The organism is bacterium (assembly GCA_041649255.1).
Lineage (GTDB): Bacteria > Hydrothermota > UBA3073 > JACQXS01 > JAQTXJ01 > JAQTXJ01.
On the sequence record JBAZNK010000023.1, the window covers coordinates 20,884 to 43,912 of the forward strand.

Annotated in this window: 27 protein-coding genes; 5 read left to right on the forward strand and 22 right to left on the reverse strand. The window is 34.1% G+C overall.

Going from position 1 to position 23,029, the window contains the following annotated elements; genetic code table 11:
• Positions 1-127 precede the first annotated feature (127 nt).
• The 19 genes from WC614_12750 to rpsH form a co-directional block, all read right to left on the reverse strand.
• Positions 128-2,755, reverse strand: coding sequence for a C1 family peptidase (locus WC614_12750; GenBank protein ID MFA5033868.1), 2,628 nt, complete (start codon positions 2,753-2,755; stop codon positions 128-130).
• A gap of 138 nt (positions 2,756-2,893) precedes the next feature.
• Positions 2,894-3,931, reverse strand: coding sequence for a VWA domain-containing protein (locus WC614_12755; protein ID MFA5033869.1), 1,038 nt, complete (start codon positions 3,929-3,931; stop codon positions 2,894-2,896).
• Positions 3,932-4,876 (reverse strand): BatD family protein, encoded by a 945-nt coding sequence (locus WC614_12760; protein ID MFA5033870.1) that lies wholly within the window; start codon positions 4,874-4,876, stop codon positions 3,932-3,934.
• Entirely contained in the window at positions 4,873-5,613 is a 741-nt protein-coding gene (locus WC614_12765) for a tetratricopeptide repeat protein (protein ID MFA5033871.1), read from the reverse strand. Before WC614_12765 ends, WC614_12760 begins: the two co-directional genes overlap by 4 nt.
• Complete coding sequence (locus tag WC614_12770) at positions 5,610-7,382, reverse strand: BatD family protein (GenBank protein MFA5033872.1); 1,773 nt, start codon at positions 7,380-7,382, stop codon at positions 5,610-5,612. The genes WC614_12765 and WC614_12770 overlap by 4 nt, the downstream gene beginning before the upstream one ends.
• Positions 7,383-7,384: 2 nt before the next feature.
• A complete protein-coding gene (locus WC614_12775) occupies positions 7,385-8,059 on the reverse strand; it encodes a tetratricopeptide repeat protein (GenBank protein MFA5033873.1) in 675 nt (224 codons plus the stop codon).
• Entirely contained in the window at positions 8,052-9,050 is a 999-nt protein-coding gene (locus WC614_12780; protein MFA5033874.1) for a VWA domain-containing protein, read from the reverse strand. The genes WC614_12775 and WC614_12780 overlap by 8 nt, the downstream gene beginning before the upstream one ends.
• Complete coding sequence (locus WC614_12785) at positions 9,047-9,925, reverse strand: DUF58 domain-containing protein (protein ID MFA5033875.1); 879 nt, start codon at positions 9,923-9,925, stop codon at positions 9,047-9,049. The genes WC614_12780 and WC614_12785 overlap by 4 nt, the downstream gene beginning before the upstream one ends.
• A gap of 66 nt (positions 9,926-9,991) precedes the next feature.
• The gene (locus WC614_12790; GenBank protein MFA5033876.1) at positions 9,992-10,975 is read right to left on the reverse strand and encodes a MoxR family ATPase; all 984 of its coding nucleotides are present in this window, start codon (positions 10,973-10,975) and stop codon (positions 9,992-9,994) included.
• A 99-nt stretch (positions 10,976-11,074) separates the two neighbouring features.
• A complete protein-coding gene (locus WC614_12795; protein MFA5033877.1) occupies positions 11,075-12,634 on the reverse strand; it encodes a T9SS type A sorting domain-containing protein in 1,560 nt (519 codons plus the stop codon).
• A 152-nt stretch (positions 12,635-12,786) separates the two neighbouring features.
• Positions 12,787-13,254, reverse strand: coding sequence for a rod shape-determining protein MreD (mreD, locus tag WC614_12800; GenBank protein MFA5033878.1), 468 nt, complete (start codon positions 13,252-13,254; stop codon positions 12,787-12,789).
• Between the two features lie 21 nt (positions 13,255-13,275).
• On the reverse strand, positions 13,276-14,220 hold the full coding sequence (mreC, locus tag WC614_12805; GenBank protein MFA5033879.1) for a rod shape-determining protein MreC: 945 nt from the start codon (positions 14,218-14,220) through the stop codon (positions 13,276-13,278).
• Between the two features lie 31 nt (positions 14,221-14,251).
• A complete protein-coding gene (locus tag WC614_12810) occupies positions 14,252-15,262 on the reverse strand; it encodes a rod shape-determining protein (protein ID MFA5033880.1) in 1,011 nt (336 codons plus the stop codon).
• 15 nt (positions 15,263-15,277) lie between these two features.
• Positions 15,278-15,937, reverse strand: a complete 660-nt coding sequence (locus tag WC614_12815) for a hypothetical protein (protein MFA5033881.1) — start codon at positions 15,935-15,937, stop codon at positions 15,278-15,280.
• A 20-nt stretch (positions 15,938-15,957) separates the two neighbouring features.
• Positions 15,958-16,149, reverse strand: a complete 192-nt coding sequence (rpmD, locus tag WC614_12820; GenBank protein MFA5033882.1) for a 50S ribosomal protein L30 — start codon at positions 16,147-16,149, stop codon at positions 15,958-15,960.
• A complete protein-coding gene (gene rpsE, locus WC614_12825) occupies positions 16,134-16,628 on the reverse strand; it encodes a 30S ribosomal protein S5 (protein MFA5033883.1) in 495 nt (164 codons plus the stop codon). The genes rpmD and rpsE overlap by 16 nt, the downstream gene beginning before the upstream one ends.
• A 10-nt stretch (positions 16,629-16,638) precedes the next feature.
• The gene (rplR, locus tag WC614_12830) at positions 16,639-16,968 is read right to left on the reverse strand and encodes a 50S ribosomal protein L18 (protein MFA5033884.1); all 330 of its coding nucleotides are present in this window, start codon (positions 16,966-16,968) and stop codon (positions 16,639-16,641) included.
• Positions 16,949-17,515 (reverse strand): 50S ribosomal protein L6, encoded by a 567-nt coding sequence (rplF, locus tag WC614_12835; GenBank protein ID MFA5033885.1) that lies wholly within the window; start codon positions 17,513-17,515, stop codon positions 16,949-16,951. Before rplF ends, rplR begins: the two co-directional genes overlap by 20 nt.
• 7 nt (positions 17,516-17,522) lie before the next feature.
• Positions 17,523-17,909 (reverse strand): 30S ribosomal protein S8, encoded by a 387-nt coding sequence (rpsH, locus tag WC614_12840; GenBank protein MFA5033886.1) that lies wholly within the window; start codon positions 17,907-17,909, stop codon positions 17,523-17,525.
• Between the two features lie 776 nt (positions 17,910-18,685).
• On the opposite strand from rpsH, the gene rplM reads away from it, so the two are divergent.
• Genes rplM through pth form a run of 5 tightly spaced genes read left to right on the forward strand, consistent with a single transcriptional unit; the run spans position 18,686 to position 21,305 of the window.
• Complete coding sequence (rplM, locus tag WC614_12845; GenBank protein ID MFA5033887.1) at positions 18,686-19,099, forward strand: 50S ribosomal protein L13; 414 nt, start codon at positions 18,686-18,688, stop codon at positions 19,097-19,099.
• A gap of 3 nt (positions 19,100-19,102) precedes the next feature.
• Positions 19,103-19,486, forward strand: a complete 384-nt coding sequence (rpsI, locus tag WC614_12850; GenBank protein ID MFA5033888.1) for a 30S ribosomal protein S9 — start codon at positions 19,103-19,105, stop codon at positions 19,484-19,486.
• Positions 19,471-20,184 carry a 30S ribosomal protein S2 gene (gene rpsB, locus WC614_12855; protein MFA5033889.1) on the forward strand — a complete coding sequence of 238 codons (714 nt, stop codon included), beginning with the start codon at positions 19,471-19,473 and terminating at the stop codon, positions 20,182-20,184. Before rpsI ends, rpsB begins: the two co-directional genes overlap by 16 nt.
• Positions 20,165-20,761: a translation elongation factor Ts gene (locus WC614_12860; GenBank protein MFA5033890.1), complete on the forward strand. Its 597-nt coding sequence runs from the start codon at positions 20,165-20,167 to the stop codon at positions 20,759-20,761. The genes rpsB and WC614_12860 overlap by 20 nt, the downstream gene beginning before the upstream one ends.
• Positions 20,751-21,305, forward strand: a complete 555-nt coding sequence (gene pth, locus WC614_12865) for an aminoacyl-tRNA hydrolase (GenBank protein ID MFA5033891.1) — start codon at positions 20,751-20,753, stop codon at positions 21,303-21,305. The genes WC614_12860 and pth overlap by 11 nt, the downstream gene beginning before the upstream one ends.
• 105 nt (positions 21,306-21,410) lie before the next feature.
• Here the strand turns inward: pth and tatA are convergent, their stop codons facing one another.
• Genes tatA through tatB form a run of 3 tightly spaced genes read right to left on the reverse strand, consistent with a single transcriptional unit; the run spans position 21,411 to position 22,685 of the window.
• Positions 21,411-21,596, reverse strand: coding sequence for a twin-arginine translocase TatA/TatE family subunit (tatA, locus tag WC614_12870; GenBank protein MFA5033892.1), 186 nt, complete (start codon positions 21,594-21,596; stop codon positions 21,411-21,413).
• A complete protein-coding gene (tatC, locus tag WC614_12875; protein MFA5033893.1) occupies positions 21,589-22,290 on the reverse strand; it encodes a twin-arginine translocase subunit TatC in 702 nt (233 codons plus the stop codon). Before tatC ends, tatA begins: the two co-directional genes overlap by 8 nt.
• 14 nt (positions 22,291-22,304) lie before the next feature.
• Positions 22,305-22,685 (reverse strand): Sec-independent protein translocase protein TatB, encoded by a 381-nt coding sequence (gene tatB, locus WC614_12880; protein ID MFA5033894.1) that lies wholly within the window; start codon positions 22,683-22,685, stop codon positions 22,305-22,307.
• Between the last annotated feature and the right edge of the window lie 344 nt (positions 22,686-23,029).

Below are 23,029 nucleotides of genomic sequence, written 5' to 3' on the forward strand. Positions count from 1 at the left end.
GGATTATAAAAACAAAAACTTCTATTTCAAATATTTATATATGCTTCTAGAGTTTTATTCGCTGAAAATAAAAACCAGGTTCAGACTGATACAAACTAGGTACAATCTGAACCTGATTTTTGAATTTTTATAAAATCAATTCTTTTGCCGTTCTAAAGCCTTTTGTTTCAAGCCTATAGAGATAAACTCCTTGAGGCAACACATTACCCGCATCATCTTTTCTATTCCAATTTACTTCATAGTATCCCATCGTTTTTTCTTCATTTATAAGCGTCTTTACCAGTCTACCACTTCTATCATAGATTTTTAAACTTACACTAGTCTTTACAGGCACCTGATAACTAATTAAAACCTGTCCTTTAGCGGGATTCGGAGAAGATTGATAAAGCTTGTATTCACTTATAACTTTTGGCATATTTGCTTTTGCCGCTGCAACAATACTGAAGTTATTATTGCTCTGATCGGAAACAGTAGTATTGGAAGAACTTGTTATCTTTATCTTGTAATCTGCCCCTACTACTTGAGCTGTAGGTATAGTCCAGTTATATGTCCCGGTGTTAGAAACACTATTAATTATAGTGTTTTTGAAGACTCCTGCTTTGTATAAATCTATCTTTACATACCCACTTAAACCAACGGTTGTCCACTTTACAGCATTAACCGTTCCTCTTGTCCAACTCTCGCCACCATTAGGCGTAACAACTGTTATTGTCGGAGCTGAAATTGAAAAATTGTTATTGCTTTGGTCTGAGATAGCTGTATTGGATACGCTTGTTATTTTTATCTTATAGTCTGCTCCTATTGCTTGAGCTGTAGGTATAGTCCAATTGTATGTTCCGGTATTTCCGGTACTGCCCGTTATCGAAAGTTTAAATACCCCGGCTTTATACAACTCTATCTTTATATTGCCGGTCACCCCAGCTGTTGACCATTTGATGGCATTAACAGATCCCTGTGTCCAGTTTTCTCCACCATTTGGTGTAACAACGGTAATATTTGGAACACTAATAATAAAATTACTATTACTTTCATCCCAGATAGAAGTATTAGAAACACTTGTTACTCTCACTTTATAATCCGTTCCCAGTGTCTGTGTCGTAGGAATAGCCCAGTTATATGTCCCGGAATTAGAAGTACTGCTTATTATGGTTTTATTCAGAACTCCAGCTTTATATAGATCTATCTTTACATTACCACTTACTCCGGAAGTTGACCATTTTATAGCACAAGTACTGCCCGTTGCCCAATTTTCTCCACCATTTGGAGTAGTAACCGTAAGAGCCGGTCCGGTAACCGAAAAGTAGCTATTGCTTTCATCTAAAATAGAAGAATTAGTAGTACTTGTTATTCTTATTTTGTAATCCGTGCCCAAAGCCTGAGATGCAGGGATATTCCAATAGTATGAACCGGTACTTCCAACATTACTTGCTATATTACTATTCAAAACTCCACCTTTGTATAGGCTTATATTCACACTACTAACTCCAACGCTTGTCCATTTTATAGTATACGGACTTCCTGCTACCCAGCTTTCACCACCATTAGGAGTAGTAACCACAACATTTGGAACAGTAATAGTAAAGTAATTGTCGCTCTCATCATAAACAGAAGCGTTAGATACACGACTTACTCTTATTTTATAATCCGCTCCCGTGCCTAAACTTGTAGGCACAACCCAACTATAAACTCCGGTATTTGATACGCTGCTTACTATCGTGCTATTAAATACGCCACCTTTATATAAATCTATTTTTACATCACCGGTCACATTAAACCATTTTATAATATACGTATCACCTTTTATGATAGTTTCTCCGCCATTAGGTGCGGTAAGAGCAACAAGGGCATAATCTGCATCAAGAGGAGAACCCGGGAAGCCCGCGTCATTAGCATATGCTATTCTGAAGAACCCGCCTTCTCCCCAACCTGTGCCCCATGAGTTCTTTGCTATCCAGCAGGAATTCGCATCATCCCAACCAATAACTACAACAGCATGCTGACCTGCTGCACCACCGTATTGGTAAGAGTATATTCCACCGGAATAATACCAAAAATCTTCATAAACTTGCATAGTAACAGAAAGTGGATTTTCTAATAACACAGTTTTAATATTGGCACCTGAAACGCTTTTGTAACCACTAATTTTCTTCACCTGAGATGCCCAATCAGCACATCTGCTGCATCCATCGTCAGCAGCAGTATAAGGGTCACAACTCTCCAGAGGAAGCCCTGTGCTCTGGATAAAACTAAGCGCTTTGTCGACGTATCCTCCACCACAACTTCCGGCTCCTGAGCACGTAACTAATGTTTGTTCTGACAGATCATAATTAAGTGTAGGATTATTTTCTCCTATATTTATTAATGCTTCTACTACACCAACAGCTGAAAATGCCCAGCAACTTCCACAACTTTTCTGGTCTTTTACAGGGCTCATCCAGTTAACGCCATTCTTGTTTTTCCAGTTAAAATAAGCAGGTAATGTTTTGACCTGTTTTACTTCTTTTTCGGGAATTTGCTCGTTAGAAGTCAAAGTTCCGAGATAAGATTTCCTTTCTTCGGAAGTCATTTTAGAAAATTGATTTTCTCCTGCAACCCATCCTGCACCCTTCTGTTTAAGAAGAGTGTTTAATTTAGTTATATCCGTACTTCCATCCGGTCTTGTAATATCATTAGCCGCAAAAAGCCTGCCAATGAAAAACAAACTCACGAATCCTGCTAATGTAGCTTTTGCTACATTAAATCTCCCTTTCCTCATGTCGCCCCCTTGTCCTGCATCTTCATATAATATGGTTGTAATTTAAATTTTTTAATTAATAATTGGAGTTTTATGTTTGTCAATTACTATTTCTCTGGGAATTTATTATTTTTGATTGTTTTTTAAGTATAAATTAGTTCAAGGAATTTTTGCTACTATTACAAAAATCAGAAAAATATACAATAACAAGCTCAATAACCCAATATATACAAAATATTTATATATTTCCCGATAAAGAGTATATCTTTTTGTTTTTATGTCTACTTTCTCCAATTTATCTATAGTTTTATAAATACCTTTTAGGGCATCCGGAGAGTCTGCACGAAAATACAGTCCACCTGTAATATCGGCAATTTTTTGTAATTGTTCTTCGTCTAACTGTTCTTTTACTTCTGCAAATCTAACACCAAAACCTGTTTGGACCGGATATACGCTTATTCCTTTATTTCCCACTCCTATAGTATATATTTTTATATTCATAGTTTTAGCAAGTTGCGAGGCGGTCATAGGGTCTATTTTACCGGCATTATTTATTCCATCTGTTAAAAGAATAATAATTTTACTTTTTCCATCAGAGTCTTTTATTCTATTTACAGCTGTTGCAATGCCCATTCCCACAGCGGTTCCATCTTCAATCATTCCAATTTTGGACTCATCAAGAAGTTTTAAAAGTATATTATAATCCAGAGTTAAGGGACATTGCGTAAACGACTGTTGAGAAAACAAAACCAAACCGATTCTATCCCCTTTTCTGCCATTAATAAAATCTTTAGCAGCATTTTTAGCAATTTGTAAACGGATGGGTAAAGATTCCTGGTGCCCACTTCTCAATATACCTTCAATTTTATCCACATTATAATCGGGCGGGAAGTCAATAGTATTCATAGTGGAAGAAATATCTAATACAAGAATTATATCGATACCTTTTGTAACTATTTCTTCATACGTTTTTCCGATTTGAGGCCTTGCAAGCCCTATTAACAATACACCAATTGTAAAAATCTCAATAAATGGCAATATTTTATAAAGTTTTATTCTAAAAGATTCTTTTATACCTGCAAAAGAATCAACGGAAGTAAATCTCATAGTTGAATGTTTTTTCTTAAGGTGCCACCAGAATATTAAAGGAAGAGAGAGCAATCCTAACAACCAATATGGAGATGCGAAATGAAACATTTATTGACCTCCGTTTTTACCTACATTTTCTGATATAACAACTTTTTCCTCAGGTTTAGTCTTACTTAAAATTTCCTTTGCATCCAGATAATTCTTTTCTATTATTTCCGGAGAAGGCACATATTTAGCAAATTTTACCATATCACAATTATCTAAAAAGCTTTTTATATATTCAATGATTTCATATTTTATTTTTATTTTTCTTAATTCTCTATAAAGTTCAAAGGTAGTTTCGGTAGGCGCAGAAATAGTATATATTCCTTCAATATACTGTCTTATAATATCCGAAAGTTCGATATAATACTTTTTTATATTATTTTTGTCTAATTTTAAGGAGTTAAGGCGTTCTAATGCTAAATCATAAGGCGGCCTTAATAATATTTCAGCCGTTTCTATTTTCCTACGCCTTTTCTTATATATTATCCATCCTGTAGCACCCAAAACAACTATAATCAATAAGATTAAAAGTATCATCCCCCAATTTCTTGGTATTGATTCCGGGGGCTTAATATCTTTTATATCCTGAATATTATCAGGCAATATACTTTTAACGTTAACAGGTATTCCTTTAGTAACAAATTCGGATTTGTTCCCTGTATTATCTTTATATTTTATGGTTAATTCAGGTATAGTATCGTTTCCCGCCTTAAAGCTTGTAAGAGTAAAAACAATTTTAACCGATTTTTTATCTTCGGATATTTTTCTGTCTATTATTTCAAAATTACTACTTAACATTTTAACAGATAAAGTATCCGTATCAACAGGGAAATAAATTACTTTAATCGGTTGTCCTATTTGGGGTAATTCAGTAGTATCAAGTTTTATTGATTGTTCTTTTTGTATATCTATCTGGTATTTAATACGGTCTCCAACAGATATTTCATTTTTATCTACATTTGTATTAAAGTTAACCGAAGAAATTAGTATAAAAAGGAGTGTTATCATAATTTTTTAACTTTCTCTGCAAGTAGCCATCCTTCAAGTCCACCAGGCAAAGTTATTTTAAGCCAGCTTTCCTGTCCACCTGTTGTTTGTCGGATTTGTTCATCCAATATTCTCATTTCCATCCCTTCATGGATGGTAAATATCAGCGTATAATCTTCCGATGGTCCACTTCTTACTTCTGCAACATTATCGATAAGGACACCTTCCCTGGAATTTACTGTTTTGAAATTTATAATAAAAACAACCAGAACAACAAATAAAGCTACAAATAACCCCAATATATAATTTTTAACCGGGAAGCGGGTTTTAAACAAAGACATAATAATCGTAATTACAAGCAGGAAATATAATATAGAAGCAAATAGTGAAAGGAAATTAACGTTCAAAGATGTAAAAAAATCTATGAAAGAAGTAATAAATTTAGGATACTGTGATGTTTTCAAATTATCCGTAAGCCTTGAGCGTACAAAATCAAGATTATAGTTAATATCATGATCTCCCGGAGCAAGTCTTTGTGCCTTCTTATAAAAATAAACAGCATTTCCAAATTTACCAAGCTTAAAATAACAATTTCCTAAATTGTAATATATCACATGGTTTGCTACACCTTTATTAATTAAGTTTTCATATTTTTCTATGGAAGCATCATACTGTCCTTTATTATATAGGTTATTGGCATCTGTTAGAGTAGCAATATCCGGATTGGTTGATAAGATCAATAATAATATTATTTTCATAATTTTTTTGAAAATTCTGTCAATAGTTCGGTTAATTCTTTATAATTCTTTTTCATTTCTTCATTTTTCAATTCACCCAATCCGAATTTTGTAAGCTCACAGCAAGAAAGCAGATTATGAAATCTTTTCAACAGTTCTTCATCAACACCTTTTCCTTTCAGCCTATTTATTGCTACCTCTGTTGTAAGAGCAGGTGCCGGTATATTTAACTTGCCGCTTATATACCCGATTAAAATTCTATGAACTTCATCATAAAACTCTTTTGTCATTCCTTTTGTTAATGTTTTCTGACACTTGGCAAGCCCTTTTTTTCTTGTCCTGTCGGCACCTACAGCACGAGCATAAGCTTTATCCGTCAGGAGTTTTTCCTTTTGTTTAGCCGATACAAAAGCAATTAAAAGAGCAAGCAAGGGCAAAATCTGAACAAATAAAAACATTTTATTTTTATAAAGGCAATTATTTTCTTTTTTAAGATTCAATTCTGTTTTTATATATTGAATATCTTGCCCTACTATTTCAACGGGTTGTCCTTCCTGGGACGCAACATAAGACTGTGATTTTATCCCGGCGCTTACACTAAGAGACAAATTACCTGTGGTCAGTGTCTTATATTCGGCAATAGAAGGGTCAAAATAAGAAAAATTTATAGGTGGTATTTCAAACTTACCTTCTCTTTGAGGAACAAGGATAACTTTAAAAACCTTTTGTCCTGCAATTCTATTTTTACTAGTATTGGATTTTACATCCGAGCCGGAACAATATATCTTAAAATCAGGTAATTCAGGTAATTTAGGAGTTTCTATTGATTTTATGTTTCCTTCTCCACTAATCGTAATAGATAGAGTAGCAGGTTCCCATTGTTTTACCTGTGCATTATCTAACTTGGATGACATTTCAAACTTTCCGACGGCACCGGAAAAATCAGTTGGTTTGGCTTTCGATGGGAGATTAATGACCGTAATTTCCAATGGATTGGTTGTTGCAACCCTTGTTTCGCCACCAAATGGAAAACTGAAAAAATCTTCTACTTCATATCTTATAGAAGCGGGACCTACCTTATATGTTCCTTCCGACATTGGAAATAACGCATATTTTATTTCATTTACAAGATATTGCCTTCCGGAAATAGTCTCATAATTATGGGTTTGTCCTAAATTTTCCATCCAGAAGCCTGTTACAGGAGGTGGATTATAAGATGGATTAGATGATAGATTTACTCCTTGATAAAATTTAAAAGTTAGAAGTAATTGTTCATTTGCATAAGCTTTATTCTTACTAATTGTAAGCGTAGCAAAAACATCTTTTTGTCCCGTACCCCTTTTAGGTAGATTCACAGTATTGGGTGATTGGGACGAGGATTGTGTAGACGCAGATGATTTTACCACTTCAATATCAATAGACTGGGTTTGTACACTTTTCCCCTTATATGTCATAGTACAGGGGGGAATAGTGAATTTACCGATTTTTCTTGGGGAAAGAGTATAGTTAAAAGATATGGCGGAAGATACTTTTCCGTTAATAATAGACATATTTTGCATTCTACCGGTGGAAACAACATCAAAATCATTCATTTGTGGCAATTTAGGTTCGGGAGCATTAGATATATTACCCCCGACTTTAACTTCAAGAGTAAAAGTTTCTCCTAATGCAACCTGCGTTCTATCACAAGAAGCAGTAAAATCTATATTTTGAGCACTTAGAACCAAAGGCAATAAAAATATTGTGATAAAGGAAATAATAGTTTTAGAATTTACCGTTTTTCTAATCATTTTTACCAATCTTTAAGGATTTGAATCTGTCCTACTTTAGCATTTTTCTGTTGACTCTTTTGTTTAGTATCTTTTTCATCTTGTTCTAAGCTTTTAAGAATATTTTGAGCATTTTGTTTTTGTTGTTCCTGGTTTTGTTTATCCTGTTGTTGCTGTTTATCTTGCTTGTTTTGTTGCTCCTTTTGCTGTTGATTTTGCTTTTTATCTTGATTCTGCTTATCCTGATTCTGTTTATCTTGATTTTTTTGATCTTTTTGCTGCTGTTTCTGTTGTTCTAACATTTTTTGTGCAAATTCCAGATTTATTTTTGCATCTTTATCGTCCGGATTCATTCTTAAAGCTTGTTTATATGACTCCATTGCCAGTTCCAAATTCCCCGATTTAAATAGAGTATTTCCAATATTATAGCAAGCTTTTTCCTTTAGTTCCTTACTTTCAAGCGAAGCCATAATTTTTGTAAATAGTGACATCGCATATTCCAGAGAATCTACTTTATACCTTGCGCATCCCATATTATAGTCTATTACCATAAGTCTTGGATCTTTCACCTGGGCGGATTTATATTTTTCCAATGCTCCACCATAGTCCTTTTTATTGTATAATTTATTCCCGTGCTCATTTAGGTCTCGTGGAGAGCCCAAAAGCATAGGGACGACAAATAACAATAAATTAAGCATTCTTTTTCCTATCAGGAATTATGAAGCCTGCGATAAGAAGAACTATTGCCGGCAGTAGAAACCACTGAAATTTATCCTGATATTGAGTTTCAAACTTATCGGTAAGTTCCCTTCTTTCAAGATGTGATAATGCTTGATAGACTTTATCCAGTCCACCTCTTGAATAACCTGCTCCGGTAAGTATGGCAATGTTTTCAAGTATAGGTTCATTAAGTTTACTCATTACAACTTTCCCCTCGGGGTCCTTTTTATAACCGGATATATTCCCATTTTCATCTTTAATTGGAATTGGTTCCCCCTCGGGGGTTCCTATTCCAACAGTATAGATTCTAAACCCTGATTTAACTGCTTCCTGAACGGCAGAATGCCAGTCAGAATCAATATCTTCTCCATCTGTAATAAGAATAGCTATTTTATACTTAGAATTAGATGCATTGTCGTTGGTAAAAGATTCTTTTACTTTTATAATAGCATCTCCGATTTTAGTACCGTGAGTAGGAATAGCATCAGGGTTAAGCATATCGAGAAAAAGTTTTGCAACCGAATAATCAAGAGTTAACGGGCAATAAATAAATGCCCGCCCCGCAAACCCACATATTCCAACTCTATCTCCCTTTAATTTATCTATGAAATTAGAAACTTCTAATTTCGCGTATTCTAATCTTGACGGTGGAATGTCCTCAGCTAACATAGATTTAGACAAGTCCAGAATAAACATAATATCAAGTCCTTTTCTTTTAATTTCCTGTAACTTTGTTCCCCATTGCGGTCTGCACAAGGCAAAAACTAATAAAATACAACTTAAAATTATAAAGAACACTTTTAGAGATTGCATTTTATAATTTACAGACGAACACATTTTTTCTACTAATTCAATATCTCCTAATTTGGATTTGATTTGTTTTCGTCTTTTTATATAAAACAGATACAAAAAGAATATAATCAGTGGTATAAACAACAAAACAAATAATCCAGGTTCGGCAAATTTCATCTCATTCTTCTTGCTCTCATTGCAAAAAACTTGATAAGGGGTTTCATATAATCTTCATTTGTTCTTATATCAATACAATCAATACCTGAATTTTTAAAGAAAGACTTTACTTCTTCATGCCTTTCTTTTCTTTTAAGAACAAAGTTTTTTCTGAATTGGGAGTCAGATGTATCCACAACAATATTCTGCATAGACTCCGGATCTTCGAATTCAACTACTCCTGCAGAAGGAAGTTCAATTTCTAAAGGGTCCAACATTCTTATTGGGATTACATCCTGTTTTTTACTTACTATTTTAAGCGCTTGTTCATATCCCGGTGTCAAAAAATCAGAGATAATAAAGAGAATAAATCTTTTTGCCATAACCCGAGAAACATATTCTAATGCTAGCTTCATATCTGTTTTTTTATTTTCCGGTTTAAAATATAGAATTTCTTTTATTGTAGTAAGCACGTGGGCCGTTCCTTTAGCAGGAGGAATAAATTTTTCTATTTTATCCGTAAAAACGGCAAGGCTAAGCTTATCATTATTTCTAAGGCTGCAGAAAGCAAGTACGCCGCCTATTTCTGCTGCCAATTCTCTTTTTATTCTAGTCTTTGTTCCAAAATCAAAAGAAGCCGAGGCATCAAGAAGTATCATCAGGGTAAGTTCTCTTTCCTCTGCAAATTTTTTCACATAAGGGATTCCGGTTCTTGCAGTAACATTCCAGTCAATTGTTCTGATATCGTCCCCGGGGAAATATTCGCGGACCTCAAGAAATTCCATTCCCTTACCTTTAAAAACACTCTTGTACTCACCCGCAAACACATCGGTAACCGTTCGTCTTGAGCGGATTTCTATTTTCCTGATTTTTCTGATTACTTCTTCTGAAAGCATTTTGAATATTAAATTTTAGTCCGCCTTAGACGAACTTAACCGTCCTCCGACGGAGAGGAAAAAGAACTATGGGACTTCCACTTCTTCAAATAATCTTTTTACTATATCATCCGTTGTTATGTTCTCTGCTTCTGCTTCGTAAGTGAAAATAATTCTATGCCTCAGTACATCATATCCAACAGCTTTAACATCTTCGGGTGTAATATAGCCTCTCCCATGCAGGAACGCATTAGCTTTTGAAGCAATCGTGAGATAAATAGATGCGCGAGGAGATGCTCCATAAGCTATTAATCCTTTAAGGTCTTTTGCGCCATATTTATCCGGTTCTCTAGTAGCAAATATTAGATTAACAATATATTCTTTTACTTTTTTATCAACATATATTTCTTGCATTACTTCCCTTGCGTGAAATATTTCTTTTACTCCTATAACCTTATTAGCCTTAGGTTTTTCTTTGCTTGTCATTCTTTCTATTATTTCCAATTCTTCCTCTTTCGTAGGATATCCTATTTTGACTTTTAACATAAATCTATCTACCTGAGCTTCAGGTAAAGGATAAGTTCCTTCTTGCTCTATTGGATTTTGTGTTGCGAGAACCATAAAAGGTTGTTCTAATTTATAGGTTTCTTCACTAATTGTAACCTGCCTTTCCTGCATAGATTCAAGTAGAGCCGATTGAACTTTGGCAGGCGCCCTGTTTATTTCATCTGCAAGGACAAGGTTGCTGAAAATCGGGCCTTTTTTTACTGAAAAACTTGTTTCTCTCGGGTTATATACAAGAGTTCCTATCAAATCGGCAGGTAATAAATCGGGAGTAAATTGAATACGTTGAAACTTAGTTTGAATACAGTCGCAAAGTGTCGATACGGAAAGAGTTTTAGCAAGTCCCGGCACGCCTTCAACCAAAATATGTCCATCCCCGAGAAGTGCAATCAGCAACCTATCAATAAAATATTTCTGACCAACTATTACTTTACCAATTTCAGCATAAAGTGTGCTTAAAAAGACGCTCTCCTGCTGAACTTTTTCGTTAATTTCTTTTATTTCCATAGTATGGTTGTATCTAGTATTTTTTTTAAAAAAGTCAAGAAAAAAATGAGGGCACTTTTTAGCGCCCTCATTTTTAATAATCTTAGTCGTTTTCTAGTACTATCTCATTAATACCATCTTCTTTGTTTCGGAAAAACTACCCGATTTCAACTGGTATAAATACATGCCTGTTGGAACTAATTTACCATTTTTATCTTTTCCATTCCAGTTAATAGTATATGAACCTGCATTTTGCTCTTTATCTACAAGGTTTGCTACTTCCTGTCCTGAGAGATTAAAGATTTTAACTGTAACACAAGAGTTAGTAGGAATGGAATACTTGATTCCGGTACTTCTTGTAAATGGGTTAGGAGAGCAATTCGATAAGCTATATGTAGATATTTTCGGCTTGTTGCTTTCTTCTATGCCAAGCGTATCAATGTTAATATCATCAATATACAAACCTGTTCCTACTCCACCATCATCGTTATTGTCAGTCATAACAAGCCATCTAATTTTAATCGTCTGCCCTGCATATTGGCTAAGGTCCAAAGCTATTATATTTGATTCCATAAGTCCTATATCTCTTTGTACCCATCCAGAATCTGAGCCTGCAGCACCATAATCATAAGCAAAATTGTTCCATACTATGCCATCATCTGTAGAAATATCTATCTCGTAATAATCCTCTAGTTTCTGGTCCGCATTTCCATCACAATCAGGCATATCGCACCAAACATAATAAGAAAGAAACGATTGCCCAGTATCCGGAATACTTATAGAAGGAGATACAAGTGCATGCATTGCGTTAGAATCATGAATACAATGATAACTATGTACAGGGCTATTATAAGAACTATCTGTCAGCACCCATCTATCATATATTAAGTGAGCTCCGCTTGCATAGGAGAATCCCGTAGTATCTTCGCCGTCATTTGTAAATACACCCGCTACATCAATACTATCTATTTGCCAACCAAAAATCCCTACACTATCCACAGTGCAAAGTCCAGGATCTGAAGCAAACACCCAACTAATCATAACCGTATCATTTGCATAAGAAGAGATATCAAAACTTGCATTTACCCAACCACCGGAAGAGCCACCCCAACCTGAAACATTAGCCCCTTCTCCATGTGCAAAACCAAAACTATACATACTTGTAGAATTATAAGCAGGCGTTGGATTTGTCAACACTGTCCATGTAGCGCCATTATCCGTTGAAATACGAACATTACAGCCATCCCAACCGTTATATGGTGCTTCTGCCCCTGCTGTACCTTCTACATGCCTATTCATCTTAAATGTAAAAGTAAGACCTGTAGCTGGCAATACTATTTTCGGTGAAATTAATTTTTGGTACCAAAAATTATCATATCCTTTTATGGAAGGAGATCCTCCCATCCACCACGATTTTCCACTTCCGCCATAAGCCTGAAAAGTATCAGTATGCCATGTTGTAGGTACAAGATTTCCGACAAAGCCTGCTTCCCAACCTAGCGATCCACCTTCAAAGTCTTCCGAAAAAGCACTAAAAGGTATTGGACCTAGAGAACACTTAGCATAATCACAACTTTTACTACTATTTCTTAATGCACCTTGAATTTTCAGGTTTGTATTTATAGCAAACACATTTACGCCTAAAAGCAATATCATCAGAAGAATGAAACATTTCCTCATTTTTACCCCCTAAAAAAATCGTTACTATTTTTATAAACTATATTTTTATTTATCCTTATCACCCCCCTAAAATCTATATTTATGATATCTTTATTTAACATGTTGCTTTTGTCAAATCTTTTTCAATTTTCCCATAAATCTTTTATTAAATTTTATCTGTTATAAGTATTTTTTATAAACAGATAGTTTTTGAATATATAAAATATAACTATTCCTACCACTGTGGTATATATAGCTTCAGGTAATATATATGTCATTATAAGTTGAAATGATAATTCTTTTTGCAGTATAAATATAATTATATTCTTTATTATCGAACTAGTAATAATTATTATACCCCATAATAAAGGGGCGTCTCTATAAATTCTACCTGATAATTCTTTAGCTCCATAACCAATTAAAGAAAGCATTAAAGTATTGCATCCCAGTGAAAAATTATAAAGATCTAAAAAAATACCTATTCCAAATCCTATCCACATTCCTATTTCTCCATAAAACAAAGCAATATAAAGTATAATAATTAAAACAATATCGGGCGTAATATGGAATATGGCAATATTATTAACTATCGTAATTTGCATTATAAAAAACAAAAAAGTGGATACGATTAATTTTATCATTTTTGCCTGTTAGCAGTGAAGTTACTCTATTATTTCTTCATCTTCTTGATTAATGCTACCCGTATCATTTAAAGAACTATTATAAATATCTTTCGGTTTATTATATAGAGTATCCGAAGATTTATTATATATACTATCCGGCACTGTTTTTATAACTTTCCAACCTAGTGTATTAACTAACAAAGAATCGTCAGAAACATTTGCATTCAAAGCTGTTTCTTTTAGAACAAAAACATTAGTAACTTTAGCAAATTTACAGGCAGGATCTAAAGTAATATAATAAAAAAGTTTGCTTGGATCTATAGTCACTTCCTTAACTTTCCCAATATTTAATCCTTTGGGGAATATACTACCTATACCGGAAGAGATGATTTCATCCCCTGCTTTTATATCGAAATTTACTGGAACATGTTCTAATATGCACCCTTTCCCTTTTTCCCACCTTACAATTCCTTGTACTCCACTTCTTATATCCATTCCACTTATCCTGAAATTAAAGTTAAACAAAGTTTGAACTAATGCTTTATTGGATTGAACCTCTACAATTTTACCATAGATACCATCCTCGGTTATAACAGGTAGTCCAATTTTTACCTCATCCAAAACACCTTTGTTAATTCCGCAGACTTCAGATATGGGATCTAATTCCCTATTTATTATATTTGCAGGAACTACAAGATAAGGTATTTGCTGGCTAAAATCAAGAAGTTTTCGCAATTGAGCATTTTCAGATTTATAACTATTAAGAATCTGATTCTCTGTTGATAACTCAACTACTTTTTGTTTGAGAATTTTGTTTTCCTGCCTTATTCTAAAGGTATTAAAAAAAAAAGCGGTACATGACTCCAGCGGGGCAAAAACACCACTTAATTTCAGTTGGAATTGTATTCCATTTTCAGTCCTTCCCGTTATAATCAAAATTATAGAAACAAACGTCACTATAATTAACCCAATTCTATTTTTCATTTTTTATGGAATTTTACCTTTACTTAAAATATTAAACTAAGATGTCTCTATATTTCTCAAATTTTTCAAGCACTTTTCCTGTACCTTTAACGACACATTCAATTGGATTGTCTACGGTTTTTACTATAAGCCCAGTTTCTTTAGAAATAAGTCCTCCCAAACCATTTAGCAACGAACCGCCTCCGGTCAATGTAATTCCTTGTTCTATAATATCGGAAGAAAGTTCCGGTGGGGTTTTTTCCAATGCTAATTTAATCGCCCGGATAATTTCAGTGATTGGCGCTTGTAACGCTTCACGAATTTCTTTAGAATTAATTTTAATAGCCTTAGGCAATCCACCAATAGCATCTCTTCCTCTAACCTCCATACTTTTTTCTTCTTTTGATAATGCAGCAGACCCTATTTCTATCTTTATAGCTTCCCCTGTAGATTCTCCTATTAACAAATTATATTTCTTTTTTAAATGGTCAACTACGGCAAGGTTCATTTCATCTCCGGCTACTCTTATTGATTCATTACACACAATATTTGAGAGAGCAATTACAGCTATCTCTGTAGTACCTCCACCGATATCAATTATCATATTGCCAAACGATGAGTCAATTTCTAACCCGGCACCTATAGCAGATGCAACGGGTTCTAAAACCAACCATGCTTCAGATGCGCCCGCATGTTCTACGGAATCTCGCACAGCTCGCCTTTCTACATCAGTCGTTCCGGAAGGGACAGCAACAACCACACGAGGTTTAGCAAAAAGACCGCTTACTTTAACTCTCATAATAAATTGTTTTAAAAGTTCTTCCACTGCTTCAAAATTAGCAATTACTCCATCTCTCATTGGTCTTATAGCTCTTATGGTATCAGGCGTTCGCCCAAGCATTTGTTTTGCTTCTTTTCCAACTGCAATAACATGTTTTGATTTTACGTCAAAGGCTACTACCGTAGGTTCATTGAGAACTATTCCCTTGCCGGGAATAAATACCAATGTGGAAGCAGTCCCTAAATCTATACCCAACCCTCTACTTGCAAATCTATCAAACATAATTATCTCTCTCCATTAATTTGGGACACAAGCTTTAATACATATCCCACATATACCAACTCCAATTCCCCTTATACGAGCAAACTCTTTTATTTTCTCCATACACTTTTTTTTATCATATCCTTCTTCAGTAATTGCACCAGCAGGACAAGCTTCTATACACTTTTTACAATTTCCACAACTTCCTTCTGAAGGACTACTTACTTCTAATTGCATATCGGTTAAAACAGTCGCATATCTTACCTGTGCTCCATATTTCGCATTTACAAGGGTTCCGGAACGACCAATCCATCCCATCCCACACTTTTGTCCAATAAGTATATGCGATAAATGTCCAGTTTGTTTATCCCAATCAACTATTTGTGAGGCAGGTATAGCAACTGCAAGCTTTCCTTCCTTTTGAATCACACTTGCAATTTTTTCCACAGCTTGGTCAAGTAACCAATTTATACTTTTATAATGATGTTTATAAAGTAAACTTGGAGCATCTTTTATCGTTGCGAGAACTCCATTAGATAATCTATATCCTATAGAAATAGCATACAAAAGAGATGGCAAATTTTCTTTTATCTCCTGATGGAATAAATCTTTCAGTTCTTCAATTTTACAGGTGCCAAAAAGTGTAATTCCTTCTTTTTCAGCAATTTCTTTTAGAAATAGGTTGTAATTTTTCAACCTACCCGTCCTCAATTAGTTCATTTGACTAATTCCACGTTTACTAATTCTTTCACGTGATTTACCATACCTTCAATTTCAGGAGTAAGCTTATGAATCACCGAATGCCTTATTCGTCTTAATCCAAGGGCCTTAACTGTTCCCTTTTTCCGTTTAGTACTTCCTATTACACTCTTTACCTGAGTAATTTTTATATTTATTGTTTTTTCCATATTCCCCTTAAAGTGGCCACCTCTTCAGAAGTTCTTAATTTTAAAAGAGCATCAATGGTAGCTTTCGCAAGATTAACTGAATTATGTGATCCGAACGCTTTTGTAAGAACATTTCTTATCCCGCCTAATTCAAGTATAGCTCGAGCAGAACCACATGCAATAATACCAGTTCCGGGTGAAGCAGGTCTCATAAAAATCTTAGAAGCTCCACATTTTCCATAAACACTATGTGGAATAGTACCTTCCCGTTGTTTAACTTCTATCATATTTTTTTCACCTCTAATTTCAGCTTTGTTAACTGCGCTTGCTACTTCTTGAGCTTTTCCAAGACCAACTCCAACACGAGACTGACAATCTCCAACCGCGCAACAAGACTGGAATCTAAGTCTTTTCCCACCTTTTGTAGTCTTCGTAACTCTTTTTATACTTATTGTGCGTTTCTCTAATCCTGAAGTATCATTATTCCTTGTATCTTTCATATTTCTCCCACTAAAATTCTAATCCACCTTCTCTTGCGCCTATGGCAAATTCACTTATTCTGCCATGAAATTGATAACCACCCCTATCAAAAACAACTTTTTTGATTCCTCTCGAAAGTGCAAGCTGAGCAATAAGTTTACCACACTCTTTACTTTTAACTTTTTTAGTCCCTTCTTTTAAAACAGCAGAACTTATATATGCTAGTGTATGTCCTGCAGTATCATCTATTATTTGTCCACAAATATATTTTGAACTCCTATAAACTGATAATCTAGGACGTTCCGGTGTGCCTACCAATTTATACCTTAATCTTTTATGCCTACGATTTCGTGCTTCCATAAGCTCCTGAACCCGCTGCTTTCTTTCCGGGTTTTTTACGGACGTATTCGCCTTCGTAAATTATACCCTGACCTTTATAATGATCAGGTGGTTTATATGCTTTTATAGTTGCTGCTATATTGCCTACTAATTCCTTATCTATACCAGTAATAATAATTTTCTGTGGGTCAGGAACAGTTATTTTTATACCTTCCGCGGGCATATATTCAATAGGATTCGCAAACCCCATCTGCAAAACTAATTTTTCTCCATCCATTTTTGCGCGATACCCCTGTCCAACAATTACCAATGCTTTTTGATACCCCTTACTTACCCCTGTGAACATATTATTAAGAAGTGCCCTTGTAGTCCCAAAAATAGGTTCGTAAAGCTTATTTTCTTCAATCAAACTAAGTTTCACATAATTATTTTCTATATTCACTTTTATATTTGACGGCACATTATATTCAAGTTTTCCTTTGCTACCTTCAATTTTAATTTTATTATTATCCATCTGAACTTTTACGCTTTCTGGAATTAAAATTGGAAGTTTACCTATTCTTGACATTTTTATATTACCAAATATAAGCCAAAACTTCGCCACCGATTTTCAAGTTTTTAGCTTCGCGAGAAGATAATATTCCTCGCGATGTAGAAAGTATTGCAATTCCTAATCCATCCCTTACACGAGGCAACTTTTCGGCTGAACTATACATCCTGCACCCCGGTTTACTTACTCTTTTTATTTCTTGAATAACGGGAACATCCTTAAGATATATATGTATGAAATTTTTAGGCTTTGAGGCTTCAAAGTTATAGTCCTTGATATACCCTTCCCTTTTAAGAACATCCGCAACACCAAGTTTCATTATTGAAGAAGGCATAATTATCTCGCTCTGCTTTGCATTAATAGCATTTCTTATGCGAGTTAACATATCGCCAATCGGATCAGTCATTCCCATATAGTCTGTGAGGGTAAATAACAAATCAATATTTGTCAACAAGTTTTTTATTTTTGTGATTACTATTTCAGAATATTAACATTAATCACTACTAAAGTTTTAAGCGTTAATTCCTTTAATTACATATACATTTAGAGAAACATATATAGACAAAAGCAGTTATAGTATATTTATATCCAGATCATCAAAGTTGAAAAGTTAAATTACATCCTTACATCTTTATGAGTCAAACAAAGTGTATTTCTTCACAATTACTGCCCGTATTTTGTTCCTTCATCTCCCTTATATTTTTTATTGCTACTAATTCAGAACTTGATATAAACAAGTAAGCTTCAAGCTTAATATTTAGTGTTTAGTTGTTAGTAAAATGTTTAGAGCTTATCTCTACTGTATAATATATTATCATTTACTCCCAGTCAGTCAGAACAAATATTTTAATAAATCATTATAGTTTAAATTTTACACAGGCCAAATTATGTTATGGGAAAAATTTCCTCTAATCTAATTCTAATAAAGAAATATTGATTTTAAAAATTCTTTGCCTTTAATTTTATCAATAATACTAATTCATCAAAAAACTATTTATATATATTTTAACAAAAGGGATATACCTGTCGGAATAAAAATGACAGCAAATTAATCACAAATCTATTGCTTACAAAAATATACTACAAGTCTAAATTCAAGGATATCAACAATTTTTACTATTCCTCCCCACTATTTCAAAACATTTTAATATTTGATAAAAAGTCTTGACAAAAAGAGTTTATTTATTTATGTTAGCTTCCATTATGGATAGAAAATGGTGGATAGTAGATGTTGAAGGTAAGGTTTTAGGCAGGTTTGCAACAAAAATAGCTAATATTTTGATGGGCAAAAATAGACCCACTTATGAACCTCACAAAGATGAAGGGGACTTTGTCATATGTGTTAACATAGATAAAATAAAAGTCACCGGAGGCAAAGAAAATAAGAAAATATATACCCGTTATTCAGGTTGGAGAGGCGGACTCACGCAAACGCTTTATGCAAAGGAAATGGAATTACATCCTGAACGCATAATTTTTCACGCTGTTCATGGTATGATGCCTAAAAACAAACTGAATGCCAAAAGATTGAAAAGATTAAAAGTTTATACAGGTCCGGAACATCCTCACAAGACTCAGAAACCTGTCAAGTTGGAGGTATAACTTATGGAATATTCTAAAGCTGCCGGTAGAAGAAAAGAAGCCAGCGCTCTTGTTAAATTAACTAACGGTAAAGGAGAAATAAAAGTTAATAACAAACAACTTAAAGAATACTTCTGTCGCGAAGATTTAATAAAAACAATTTTAGCTCCTTTACAACAAATAAAAGATAAACAATTTGATATAATTGCTTATGTCAGGGGGGGCGGAGTTAGAGGGCAAGCAGACGCACTAAAACTCGCTATTGCAAGAGCAATAATAAAATCTTACCCTGAACTAAGAAAAGTATTAAAACCTTATGGTTTCCTGACCTGTGATGCTCGTGAAAAAGAGCGCCGCAAGTATGGATTAGCTAAAGCAAGGAAGGCATTCCAATGGACAAAACGTTAAGCGTTAAAGATATTCTTGAAGCTGGTATGCATCTTGGGCACCGGACTTCTCACTGGGACCCAAAGATGAAACCCTACATTTTTGGGGAAAGAAAAGGTATTCATATAATTGATCCTGACAAAACTCTGGAACTTTTGAACAAAGCTTATGATATAGTCAAAGACATAGCTTCTAATGATTCACTAATTATGTTCGTTGGAACTAAATCTCAAGTAGCCGATGTCATAAAAGAAGAAGCTTTGAGGTGTAATTCTCTTTTCTGTACTCAAAGATGGCTTGGTGGCACACTCACAAATTTCGTTACTATACGAAAAAGTGTTGATAAATTAAAAAAACTCGAAGCAGATAAGGCTGCCGACCTTTGGACTAAATTCAAGAAAAAAGAAATTCTTGACATGGAACGAAAAATGGAAAAAATGCATAAATTTTTAGATGGCGTTCTTGATATGAACAGATTACCGTCTATTATATTTATTGCAGATCCAAAATTTGATAAGATAGCCCTTCAGGAAGCTTTGATACTTAATATTCCGGTTGTAGCTATCGTAGATACGAATGTCAACCCAGACCCAATAAATTATCCTATACCTGCAAACGATGATGCAGTAAGGTCTGTAACATTAATAACCCAAATTCTTGCAGATGCCGTTTTAGCAGGAAGAGCAATAAAAGAAAACAGTGGAAAAACCAAGTATTAGTTTAATCCAGGATTTAAAAAACCAAACAGGCGCAGGCATGATGGATTGTAAAAATGCGCTTGTGGAATGTGGTAATGATATTGCTAAGGCAACGGACCTCCTCAGAAAAAAAGGAATAGCCAGAGCTGAATCCAAAATGGGAAGAGATACTGGCGAAGGGCTTATTGAATCTTACATACATTTTGGTTCAAGGCTTGGTGTCCTTGTTGAAGTAAGAAGTGAAACTGATTTTACTTCTCGAACTCCGGAATTCAAACAACTTGCCCACGACATAGCTATGCAAATCGCCGCAACAGAACCACGATGGGTTTCAAGAAACGAAGTTCCCAAAGAAGAAATTGCGCACGAAATAGAAATCTATAAAGAAGAAGCCAAACAATCAGGGAAGCCTGAAAAGATTCTGGATAAAATAGCTGAAGGTAAACTAGAAAAATTCTATAAAGATAATTGTTTACTGGAACAACCTTTCTTAAAAAACGCTGAAATAACCGTAGAAGATTTTATCAAAGAAAACATCTCCAAATTTCGTGAAAACATTCTGATAAAAAGATTTGTCAGATTTAAGATTGAAGACTAAAGTTGTCTTTGGTATAGGTAACCCCGGGAAAGAATATACATCCACAAGACATAATATAGGATCCTCCTTTATAGATAAGTTATCCGAATATTACAATACTAAATTAAAATTAAAAAACAACTGGCTCGTCGGTGAAACCACAGAATGTTTTCTCGTAAAACCCCTATCTTATGTCAACGAAAGCGGGATAATTGCAAAACAAATCATACAAAAATATAATATTTCCAATTCTGATTTTCTCGTAATAGTAGATGACTTTGAAATCCCTTTTGGAACGGCAAGGTTAAAGCGCAAAGGCTCAAGTGGCGGACACAAAGGATTGGAGTCTATCATCTATCATTTGGAAACTGACGATTTCCCACGTCTCAGGATTGGCATAGGCCCCAAAAAATATGACGCTGCCGATTTTGTACTGTCTAAATTCTCAAAAACCGAACTCAAAGCATTAACTGAACTAGCTCCCATAATTATCCAAACCATAGACACTTTCATAAAAGGGGATATAGAACAGGCGATGATAATATGTAACTCTTCTTTTAAATAGTATGTTTCCCATTTAAATATACATTACAATAAGTACTTTATTAAAGGCATTCCATTTCGAAAGCATTTGGGAAGATAATTTATATCTTTTCAATCTTAAAGTGTATTATTTAACTTTTCCTCCTCCTTTTGTCTTATTCTTAACATCCTCTCCCTCGCCTTTATTCGCTTTCTTAAATTCTTTTATTCCCTGTCCTAAAGATTTCGCTATCTGTGGTATCTTGTTAGCGCCGAACAAAAGAAGCACAATTGCGAGTATTAACAATAATTCTCCTACTCCTATTTTACCCATCTTCCCCCCTATTTCTTTTTTTTACCGCAAACACCGATATTAAAATGCTAAATTCATATAAAATCAACAATGGTATTGCCATTAAACATTGGCTGAATACGTCCGGTGGCGTTAAAATTGCCGCAACTATAAATATTATCAGAATCGCATACTTTTGTTGTTTAAATAAAAATCCTGGACTCACGATACCTATTTGGGCTAAAAAGAATATAATTATTGGCAATTGGAAGACCAGTCCGAAACTCAGGACTAAACCAACTACAAAAGTTATATACTTTTCTACCGATATTATTGGTTGTAAGGTTGCAGTCCCGCAGCTTAATAAAAATTTCAATCCTATTGGTAACATCACAAAATACGCAAATGCTCCCCCTAAAGTAAATAGCAAAAAAGAAAAAACTACAAGTAAAGATATGCTCCGCCTTTCTTTATTATGTAATCCCGTTTCCACGAATCTCCATATTTGATAAAATATAATCGGTAGAGCAAGATAAAGCCCACAGAATAGTGTTATCTTCATCCTTGCAATAAATGCCTCTACAGGGGACAAAAAATACAAATTGCCTAAAGGCTGGGATAGATGCTTTAATATATTCGTCGTCTGGTTATACGCCACAACAGAAGTAATTATAATCGTTATTACACAAAAAATCAGTCTCTTGCGTAATTCCTCAAGATGTGAAAAAAAACTCACAGATCTATCTTCTCTTACCATTTCTTTTGTCTCTTACTCTTACCTATCTTTTTTCCGGATTTGTTTTTAACAGTTTTAGAAGTGTTACTAACTTTTAATTTTTTCTTTTTATGTTCTCTTTTTTCCCTATTTCCACTATTTTCTGTTTGTATACTTTTTCCTTTATTTAATCTTTCATAAACATTAAAATCCGGATTATGACGTTTATTTGTTTTAATTAAATTGTCTTCCATAACCTCTTTTTCTATAACTTTTTTAACATTGTCTGTTTCATATTTAAGTTTATTTATAGCTTTTGCGATAAACCTTGCAATCTGCGGCAATTTTTGTGGACCAAACACAAACAATGCTACAATAAGGATAACTACTAATTCCGAAAATCCAATATCAAACATTATTTTTATTCTAATATGAAACCTCTTATTGTCAAATTTTATGTAAAAAATCAAAAATATTACTGTTTGCGAACTCGAGAATTCTTTTTTTCTGATTCTAGCTAAATAGAGCTTTTGATATGTTATTTTCATAGGTTGTAATCTTGCGAAATTTCATGATTTAATTTCTTCTACTAAAATAAACTACAAGCTCTCCCCCTGTAAAGTAAATACGGGATAATTATCTTGACTTTTTATATTTAGAATATTAAAAATATACTACATTAATTACACAAACTTGGAGGAAAAATGAAAAAAATTACAAGAAGAAAATTCCTAAAATTAGCAGGAATAGGAGCCGCAGG

Bases quoted from the DNA above. Each gene is read 5' to 3' on its own strand.
- WC614_12750 (MFA5033868.1), bottom strand. From the start codon at position 2,755: ATGAGGAAAGGGAGATTTAATGTAGCAAAAGCTACATTAGCAGGATTC.
- WC614_12755 (MFA5033869.1), bottom strand. From the start codon at position 3,931: ATGTTTCATTTCGCATCTCCATATTGGTTGTTAGGATTGCTCTCTCTT.
- WC614_12760 (MFA5033870.1), bottom strand. From the start codon at position 4,876: ATGATAACACTCCTTTTTATACTAATTTCTTCGGTTAACTTTAATACA.
- WC614_12765 (MFA5033871.1), bottom strand. From the start codon at position 5,613: ATGAAAATAATATTATTATTGATCTTATCAACCAATCCGGATATTGCT.
- WC614_12770 (MFA5033872.1), bottom strand. From the start codon at position 7,382: ATGATTAGAAAAACGGTAAATTCTAAAACTATTATTTCCTTTATCACA.
- WC614_12775 (MFA5033873.1), bottom strand. From the start codon at position 8,059: ATGCTTAATTTATTGTTATTTGTCGTCCCTATGCTTTTGGGCTCTCCA.
- WC614_12780 (MFA5033874.1), bottom strand. From the start codon at position 9,050: ATGAAATTTGCCGAACCTGGATTATTTGTTTTGTTGTTTATACCACTG.
- WC614_12785 (MFA5033875.1), bottom strand. From the start codon at position 9,925: ATGCTTTCAGAAGAAGTAATCAGAAAAATCAGGAAAATAGAAATCCGC.
- WC614_12790 (MFA5033876.1), bottom strand. From the start codon at position 10,975: ATGGAAATAAAAGAAATTAACGAAAAAGTTCAGCAGGAGAGCGTCTTT.
- WC614_12795 (MFA5033877.1), bottom strand. From the start codon at position 12,634: ATGAGGAAATGTTTCATTCTTCTGATGATATTGCTTTTAGGCGTAAAT.
- mreD (MFA5033878.1), bottom strand. From the start codon at position 13,254: ATGATAAAATTAATCGTATCCACTTTTTTGTTTTTTATAATGCAAATT.
- mreC (MFA5033879.1), bottom strand. From the start codon at position 14,220: ATGAAAAATAGAATTGGGTTAATTATAGTGACGTTTGTTTCTATAATT.
- WC614_12810 (MFA5033880.1), bottom strand. From the start codon at position 15,262: ATGTTTGATAGATTTGCAAGTAGAGGGTTGGGTATAGATTTAGGGACT.
- rpmD (MFA5033882.1), bottom strand. From the start codon at position 16,149: ATGGAAAAAACAATAAATATAAAAATTACTCAGGTAAAGAGTGTAATA.
- rpsE (MFA5033883.1), bottom strand. From the start codon at position 16,628: ATGAAAGATACAAGGAATAATGATACTTCAGGATTAGAGAAACGCACA.
- rplR (MFA5033884.1), bottom strand. From the start codon at position 16,968: ATGGAAGCACGAAATCGTAGGCATAAAAGATTAAGGTATAAATTGGTA.
- rplF (MFA5033885.1), bottom strand. From the start codon at position 17,515: ATGTCAAGAATAGGTAAACTTCCAATTTTAATTCCAGAAAGCGTAAAA.
- rpsH (MFA5033886.1), bottom strand. From the start codon at position 17,909: ATGGGAATGACTGATCCGATTGGCGATATGTTAACTCGCATAAGAAAT.
- rplM (MFA5033887.1), top strand. From the start codon at position 18,686: ATGTTAGCTTCCATTATGGATAGAAAATGGTGGATAGTAGATGTTGAA.
- rpsI (MFA5033888.1), top strand. From the start codon at position 19,103: ATGGAATATTCTAAAGCTGCCGGTAGAAGAAAAGAAGCCAGCGCTCTT.
- rpsB (MFA5033889.1), top strand. From the start codon at position 19,471: ATGGACAAAACGTTAAGCGTTAAAGATATTCTTGAAGCTGGTATGCAT.
- tatA (MFA5033892.1), bottom strand. From the start codon at position 21,596: ATGGGTAAAATAGGAGTAGGAGAATTATTGTTAATACTCGCAATTGTG.
- tatB (MFA5033894.1), bottom strand. From the start codon at position 22,685: ATGTTTGATATTGGATTTTCGGAATTAGTAGTTATCCTTATTGTAGCA.